The organism is Streptomyces doebereineriae (assembly GCF_031845645.1).
GTDB classification, from domain to species: Bacteria; Actinomycetota; Actinomycetes; order Streptomycetales; family Streptomycetaceae; genus Streptomyces; species Streptomyces canus.
Map to the genome: position 1 here is coordinate 1 of NZ_JAVREZ010000373.1, position 437 is coordinate 437.

Genomic DNA, 437 nt, shown 5'->3' on the forward strand with positions numbered 1-437 from the left:
CTGGAGGAGATCGCCGCCTCGCCCCGGCTGCACGCGCTGATGGAGGTCCTGCGCCCCGGAAGAGCCCGTACGGCACCCCCGGGCGCGCGCCGCACCTAGGCGTTCGCTACGTTGGCACCGTGGACAAGAAGAACGCTAAGCGCGCCGGCGTCGTTGCGGCCGGTACGACGCTGATGATGATGCTCATGACGGCCCCCGCACTCGCGCTCGTCCGGGACGACGGTGACGACCCGGGTCCGGGCCTGAGCGCGATGGAGACCATCGGCCTCTACGTCGTCGCGCCCATCGCCATCTTCCTGGCGATCACGGCCCTGGTCATGGTCCTGGACAAGTCCAAGAAGCAGGTCTGACCCGCACACGTACGAAGGGTGCGCCGCCGGTAGCAGCTACCGCGCGGCGCATCCGCACGTCCGGCGCCGCACGGGGCGGGGCGTGCC

At 70.9% G+C, this 437-nt stretch carries 1 protein-coding gene; it reads left to right on the plus strand.

Annotated elements, in window-relative coordinates; translation table 11 throughout:
- Nucleotides 1-119: 119 nt before the first annotated feature.
- On the plus strand, nt 120-350 hold the full coding sequence (locus tag RNB18_RS52360) for a hypothetical protein (protein WP_311721099.1): 231 nt from the start codon (nt 120-122) through the stop codon (nt 348-350).
- The last annotated feature ends 87 nt before the right edge of the window (nt 351-437 follow it).